This is a genomic window from Kitasatospora sp. NPDC091257, from assembly GCF_044757675.1.
GTDB classification, from domain to species: domain Bacteria; phylum Actinomycetota; class Actinomycetes; order Streptomycetales; family Streptomycetaceae; genus Kitasatospora; species Kitasatospora lactacystinica.
The window spans coordinates 1-5583 of record NZ_JBIVVI010000592.1 but is presented as its reverse complement, the minus strand read 5'-3'; the positions used below and the strand labels follow the sequence as shown (position 1 = coordinate 5583).

General features: G+C 72.2%; 7 protein-coding genes and 1 pseudogene. 2 read left to right on the top strand and 6 right to left on the bottom strand.

Annotation, left to right across the window (positions count from 1 at the left end; translation table 11 throughout):
- Nucleotides 1-87 precede the first annotated feature (87 nt).
- The 6 genes and pseudogenes from ACIQOV_RS25090 to ACIQOV_RS25065 form a co-directional block, all read right to left on the bottom strand.
- A pseudogene (locus ACIQOV_RS25090) lies at nt 88-294 on the bottom strand (solute carrier family 23 protein); the annotation flags it as partial.
- Between the two features lie 219 nt (nt 295-513).
- Complete coding sequence (gene pucL, locus ACIQOV_RS25085) at nt 514-1434, bottom strand: factor-independent urate hydroxylase (RefSeq protein ID WP_401052017.1); 921 nt, start codon at nt 1432-1434, stop codon at nt 514-516.
- A 33-nt stretch (nt 1435-1467) separates the two neighbouring features.
- A complete protein-coding gene (gene uraH / locus ACIQOV_RS25080; protein ID WP_359911797.1) occupies nt 1468-1803 on the bottom strand; it encodes a hydroxyisourate hydrolase in 336 nt (111 codons plus the stop codon).
- Nucleotides 1804-1898: 95 nt separating this feature from the next.
- Nucleotides 1899-2402: a 2-oxo-4-hydroxy-4-carboxy-5-ureidoimidazoline decarboxylase gene (gene uraD, locus ACIQOV_RS25075; RefSeq protein ID WP_401052014.1), complete on the bottom strand. Its 504-nt coding sequence runs from the start codon at nt 2400-2402 to the stop codon at nt 1899-1901.
- 247 nt (nt 2403-2649) lie between these two features.
- Nucleotides 2650-3030: a helix-turn-helix domain-containing protein gene (locus tag ACIQOV_RS25070; protein ID WP_401052012.1), complete on the bottom strand. Its 381-nt coding sequence runs from the start codon at nt 3028-3030 to the stop codon at nt 2650-2652.
- Nucleotides 3027-3281: a thiamine-binding protein gene (locus tag ACIQOV_RS25065; protein WP_359911788.1), complete on the bottom strand. Its 255-nt coding sequence runs from the start codon at nt 3279-3281 to the stop codon at nt 3027-3029. The genes ACIQOV_RS25070 and ACIQOV_RS25065 overlap by 4 nt, the downstream gene beginning before the upstream one ends.
- 206 nt (nt 3282-3487) lie before the next feature.
- Here ACIQOV_RS25065 and ACIQOV_RS25060 point away from each other — a divergent pair, with 206 nt between their 5' ends.
- Complete coding sequence (locus ACIQOV_RS25060; protein ID WP_401052009.1) at nt 3488-4333, top strand: TIM barrel protein; 846 nt, start codon at nt 3488-3490, stop codon at nt 4331-4333.
- A gap of 193 nt (nt 4334-4526) precedes the next feature.
- On the top strand, nt 4527-5435 hold the full coding sequence (locus ACIQOV_RS25055) for a 2-hydroxy-3-oxopropionate reductase (RefSeq protein WP_401052006.1): 909 nt from the start codon (nt 4527-4529) through the stop codon (nt 5433-5435).
- The last annotated feature ends 148 nt before the right edge of the window (nt 5436-5583 follow it).

Sequence of the window (5583 nt, the reverse complement as noted above, 5' to 3'; positions counted from 1 at the left end):
CCGTTCGGTGTTCTTCACCCGCCGGGACTTCGCGACCAGCCGTCCCGAGGTGGTCGCCGCGATCGCGACCGCGCTGCGCCGGGCGGACGCCTGGGTGGAGACCGACACCAGGATGGTGTGCGAGCCGGACTCCATGCCGGCCTCCGCGAGGGTGCGGATGCCGCTGGCCGCGACCGTGCCGAAGAGCACGATCCCGGCGCCGCCGAGGACAGGCTGCGGAACCAGGGAGACGACCGAGCCCAGCACGGGGAACAGCCCCAGCAGGACCAGGATGCCCCCGCCGGCCGCCGCGAGGCAGGCACGAACTCCGGTGGGTGGGGGGTGGGGGTGGAGAAACCGCCGGTGCGAACGGAACCGCTGGAGCGGATGGAACGGCTGGTGCGGATGGAACGGCTGGTGCGGGTGGAACCGCGGGAGCGGTTGCCGTGGATGGAGCGGTCCGCCCGCACCCGACCGGTCCGTGGGGGCCGGAGGTGCGGCGATTTCCGGGCGGCGTCCACCGGGTGGGGGAGGTCAGGCGACCGGGATGACCGGGACGACGCCCTCGCGGTGCACGGTGCCCTCGATCAGGCCGTACATGCGGTCCGCGGCGAAGTAGACCTCGTTGTCGTTCTTGAGGCCGAACGGTTCCAGGTCGACCAGGAAGTGGTGCTTGTTCGGCAGTTCGAGGCGGACCTCGTCCACCTCGGCGCGGTTGTTGAGGACCCGGGTGCCCATCGCGTGCAGGGTCTGCTGCAGCGAGTAGGAGTAGGTCTCGGCGAAAGCCTCCAGCAGGTGCCGCCTCACCCGGGTGTAGGAGCGGTTCCAGTGGGGCTGGGCCTCGCCGTCCTTCCCGCTGTAGCCGAACTTCCAGCGGGCGGTGACCTGGGTGGCGAGGATGCGGTCGTACGCCTCCTGGAGGGTGGTGTAGCCGTCCTTGATGTAGCCCCAGAACTCCGAGTTGGTGGAGTTCATGACGACGAGGTCCTTCAGGCCGGAGACGACCTGGACGGACTCCCCGTCGTAGACGATCTCGCTGGTGCGCACCTCCTGGCCGCTGCGGACGAAGGAGTGGCCCACCTCCTCCGAGCCGATGAAGCGGGCCGAGCTGTCCGGCGTCCTGATCCGGTCCCAGGCGTACTCCTCGATCCGGATCCGGGCGCTGTGCACGACGCCGCGCTCGGTGTCGTCGACGAAGTGGCGCGCCAGGAGGATGCCGAACGCCTCGGCCGACTCGATGCCGTGCTCCTTGGCGAAGGCGTAGACGGTGTTCTTGGTGGTGTCGGTGGGGAGGCAGTTGGCGTTGGACCCGGTGAGGTGGACGTCCTCGAACTCGCCGCGGAGCGAGACCGAGACGTTCAGGTCCTTGATCTCGTGCCGGGAGGAGTCGCGGTGGATCCGGACGATGCGGTTCTCCGCCTTGCCGTACTGGTTCTGACCGAGCACGTGGGCCATGACGTGGCTCCTAAGCTTTTCAAGGTCGGTCCACTAGCTTCCGCGGTAGACCGAGTATCCGAACGGGTTGAGCAGCAGCGGCACGTGGTAGTGGTGCTGTTCGGGCGCGACCGTGAAGACGATCGAGACCTCGGGGAAGAACGGCGGTTCGGCGGACTTGAGCGCGTGGTACGCGCCGGTGCCGAAGAGCAGCCGGACGACCGAGCCCGCCTCCACGGCCGGCAGGTCCGCGACCCGGCCGTCGGAGTCCGTGGCGGAGGTGCCGAGCACCTGCCAGCCACCCTCGGTGTGCAGTGCGAGCTCGACCGGGACGCCTTCGGCCGGCCGGCCGAGGCTGGTGTCGAGCACGTGGGTGGAGATGCCGGTCATGGGTGAAGTGGCCTTACTGATGGCGGAGGTGATGATGCGTCAGATTTTCGCTGGGATTCCCGGGAAGGTTCGGTGCGACAGTATGTGACGGTACGTCAGAAAGTGTCGAGCAGGCGGTCGAGCCGGATGTCGTTGATCTTGCGCAGCTCCTCGCGGACGGTCTCCGCCTCGGCGGCGGCGTCGTTGGGGTGGCGCTCGCGCAGGGCGGCGAGCATGCCGACCGCGGTGCGGCCGGTCGCGCAGATCAGGAACACGTGGCCGAACTTGGCCTCGTAGGCGGCGTTGGCCTCGCGCAGTTCGTCGAGGACCGCCTGGTCCACGCCCCGGATCCCGGCCTGTTCGCGCTCGGAGGTGGCGTCGCCCGCCACGGGCGTGCCGATCCGGGCGTGTCCGGCCATCGCGTCGCGCAGGTCCTCGGTCGTCAGCGACGCCATGGCCGCCGCGTTGGCGGCGAGCAGGGCCTCACGGTCGGACCACGGCTGGGCCGCCGCGACCGCGGCGGCCCAGCGGGGGCTGGAGCACACCTCCAGCAGGATCTCTTCCAGCTCCGCGGCGTCGGCCGCGGCCAGGGCGTCAAGGGCGTGGGGGTGGTTGGTCACGGGTGGACCTCCTGAAGAGTGGTGCCACCCGGACAAGCTAGATCGACCCCACCCGGCCGTCAACACTTTGTTGAACTGTTGGTGGTTGCGTTTTGAACCGGGCCGCGATGCCGGGCCCTTTCGTGTGCGATTCGCCAAGTGTGCCCCGCCGCAGGCCGATCCACTCCTGCCGTGCCGGCGGGGTCACCCGTTCGGAAGCCCCGGGGCGGGGGCCCGCACGTGCCCCGGAGGGCGTCGAACCGGGGCGTCAGGACGGCTTGGCGCCGTCCTGGCGGTTCAGGTAGTTGTACACGGTGAAGCGGCTGACGCCCAGGGCGGAGGCGACGGTCTCCACGCCGTGGCGGACGGTGAAGGCGCCGCGCTCCTCCAGTAGGGCGACGACCCGCTGCTTCTCCAGCCGGTCGAGCCCGGCCAGCGGGCGGCCGTCGAACTGGCGGGTCATCTCGCTGAGCAGCCGGTCCAGCGCGCTGCCCAGGTGGGGCAGTCGGACGGCCAGGGCCGGGACGCCCTCCCACTCCAGGACCACGTCGTCGGGCTTCGCCTCGTCCAGGGGGACGGGCGTCGCGCCGACCGCGGCCAGCAGCGGCTTCACCGCCGCGGCGAGCGGGTGTTCCACGTTCTCGGTCACGGCGTACCGTCCTCCTCGCCCAGCACGCTGACCTGGACCGAGATCCGGGTCGCCCCGGCGTCCAGGGTCTCCCTGAGCAGCTTGGTCACCGCCGCGAGGACCTGCTCGGCCCCGCCCTCGGCGCCGGTGCCGAAGGGGCCGACCGACACGGCCAGGCCGGCCTCGTCGACGACCTTGCGGGCCGCCGCGGCGTGCTCCGGGAACGTGTCCAGTTCGAACGGTTCTGTCGTGAACTCCACCATCAATCGCACGGGGTCACTGTAGCGAGCGGGGGTGCGGGCGGGCAGGGCCCGGGTGATCGAACAGTCCGGCCCCGGGCGGCGGCATGCCCATGAGGCGGCTTCAACAAATTGTTGCGACTCCCTTGACGCTCGCTCGGCGGGCCGGAAATGCTTCCACCACACAGAACCCCTCTTCCGGATCGTGGAAGTTGCGGATGAAGGAAGAGGGAAGAGAGGTGAGCGACGTGACGGCGGCAGCCCAGCACGGCTTCACGGTCAACCTGTCGATCCTGTTCGGCGAACTGCCGCTCCTGGAGCGCCCCGCCGCGGCCGCCGCGGCCGGCTTCACGGCCGCCGAACTGTGGTGGCCCTTCGGGGCGGAGCACGACCCCTCGCAGGCCGGTCTGGACGCGCTGCGCAAGGCGTTCACCGACGCCGGCGTACGGCTCACCGTCCTGAACCTCCTGGACGACCTGAGCCGGGGCGCCCGCGGCACCGTCTCGGTGCCGTCCGAGCGGGACCGCTTCCGCGCCAACCTCCCGTTCGCCGCGGAGCTCGCCGCCTCGCTCGGCGCCACCGCGCTCAACGCGCTGTACGGCGACCGGGCCGAGGGCGTCGACCCGGCCGAGCAGGACGCGCTCGCGCTGGAGCACCTGGTGCTCGCCGCGCGGGCCGCGCACGGGATCGGCGCGATCCTGCTCGTCGAGGCCCTGAACAAGGACGAGTCGCCGCACTACCCGCTGGTCTCGGCCGCCGCCGCCGTCGAGGTCGTCGACAAGGTCAACGCCGCCACCGGCCTCGGGAACGCCAGGTTCCTCTGCGACCTGTACCACCTGGCCAGGAACGGCGAGGACCTGCCGGCGGTCATCGACGCGTACGCCGACCGGATCGGCCACGTGCAGATCGCCGACCACCCGGGCCGCAACGAGCCCGGCACCGGCGACCTGGACTTCGAGGACCTCTTCGCCAGGCTCACGGCCGCGGGTTGCAGCGGTTCGATCGGCCTGGAGTACCGCCCCTCCACCGGCGTCAGCGCCGACAGCTTCGGGTGGCTGCCGCGCGAGCTGCGCGCCGTCGGGTAGCCGGCCGCGCGGCGGAGCCGATGAGCGCCGCCGAGCCGCATGCCGCCGGCGTGCGCGCCGCCGAGCCGCATGGCGCCGGCGTGCGCGCCGCCGAGCCGTGTGCCGCCGACTCGCGCGGCGTCGCCGGGCCTCGCCGGGCCTCGCCGCCGACCCACCCGACCTCCCACCCGCACACGTAAGGAAACTCGACGCGATGAGCCGCAAGATCGCCTTCATCGGCCTCGGCATCATGGGCAGCCCGATGGCCGCCAACCTGGTCAGGGCCGGCCACCACGTCACCGGCTTCAACCTCACCCGGCCGCCGATCGACGCCCTGGTCGCGGCCGGCGGCCACGGTGCCACCAGCATCGCGGACGCGGTGAAGGACGCCGAGGTGGTCATCACCATGGTCCCGGCCGACCCGCAGGTCGAGCAGGTCGTCCTGGGCGAGGGCGGGGTGGTGGAGAACGCCGCGCCCGGCGCCCTGGTGATCGACATGTCCTCGATCACCCCGCAGACCTCGATCAAGGTCGAGGCCGCCGCCGGGGAGAAGGGCGTCCGCACCCTGGACGCCCCCGTCTCCGGCGGCGAGGCCGGTGCCGTCGAGGCCGTCCTGTCGATCATGGTCGGCGGCGCCGCCGAGGACTTCGCCGAGGCCCGGCCGCTGTTCGACGCGCTGGGCACCACGGTCGTCCACGTCGGCCCGGCCGGCGCCGGCCAGACCGTCAAGGCCGCCAACCAGCTGATCGTCGCGGTCAACATCCAGGTGCTCGCCGAGGCCGTCGTGTTCCTGGAGAACGCCGGCGTCGACCTGGCGGCCGCGCTGGACGTGCTCGGCGGCGGCCTGGCCGGCTCCACGGTGCTCAACCGCAAGAAGGCGAACATGCTGAACCGCGAGTTCGCCCCCGGTTTCCGGATCGACCTGCACCACAAGGACATGGGCATCGTCACCGACGCCGCCCGCGCCGTGGGCGCCGCGCTGCCGGTCGGCGCCGTGGTGGCCCAGCTGGTCGCCTCCGCCCGGGCCGACGGCGACGGCTCGCTCGACCACTCGGCGCTCCTGCGCGGCGTCGAGCGGCTCTCCGGGCGCGGGGCCGCACAGGGCGGGTCCGACCGGCCCTGATCCCCGGGGGCTCCCTCGCGGAGCCCCCGGCCCGAGCTCCTCCTGGCGGCGTGTACCCATTCCGGTCGTGCCCGCGCCGCCAGGAGGCCAGGCCCGGCCGGCGTGCGGGCCGGGGCTCATCCGTCCGCCCGCCGGCCGCCCCGGCCCG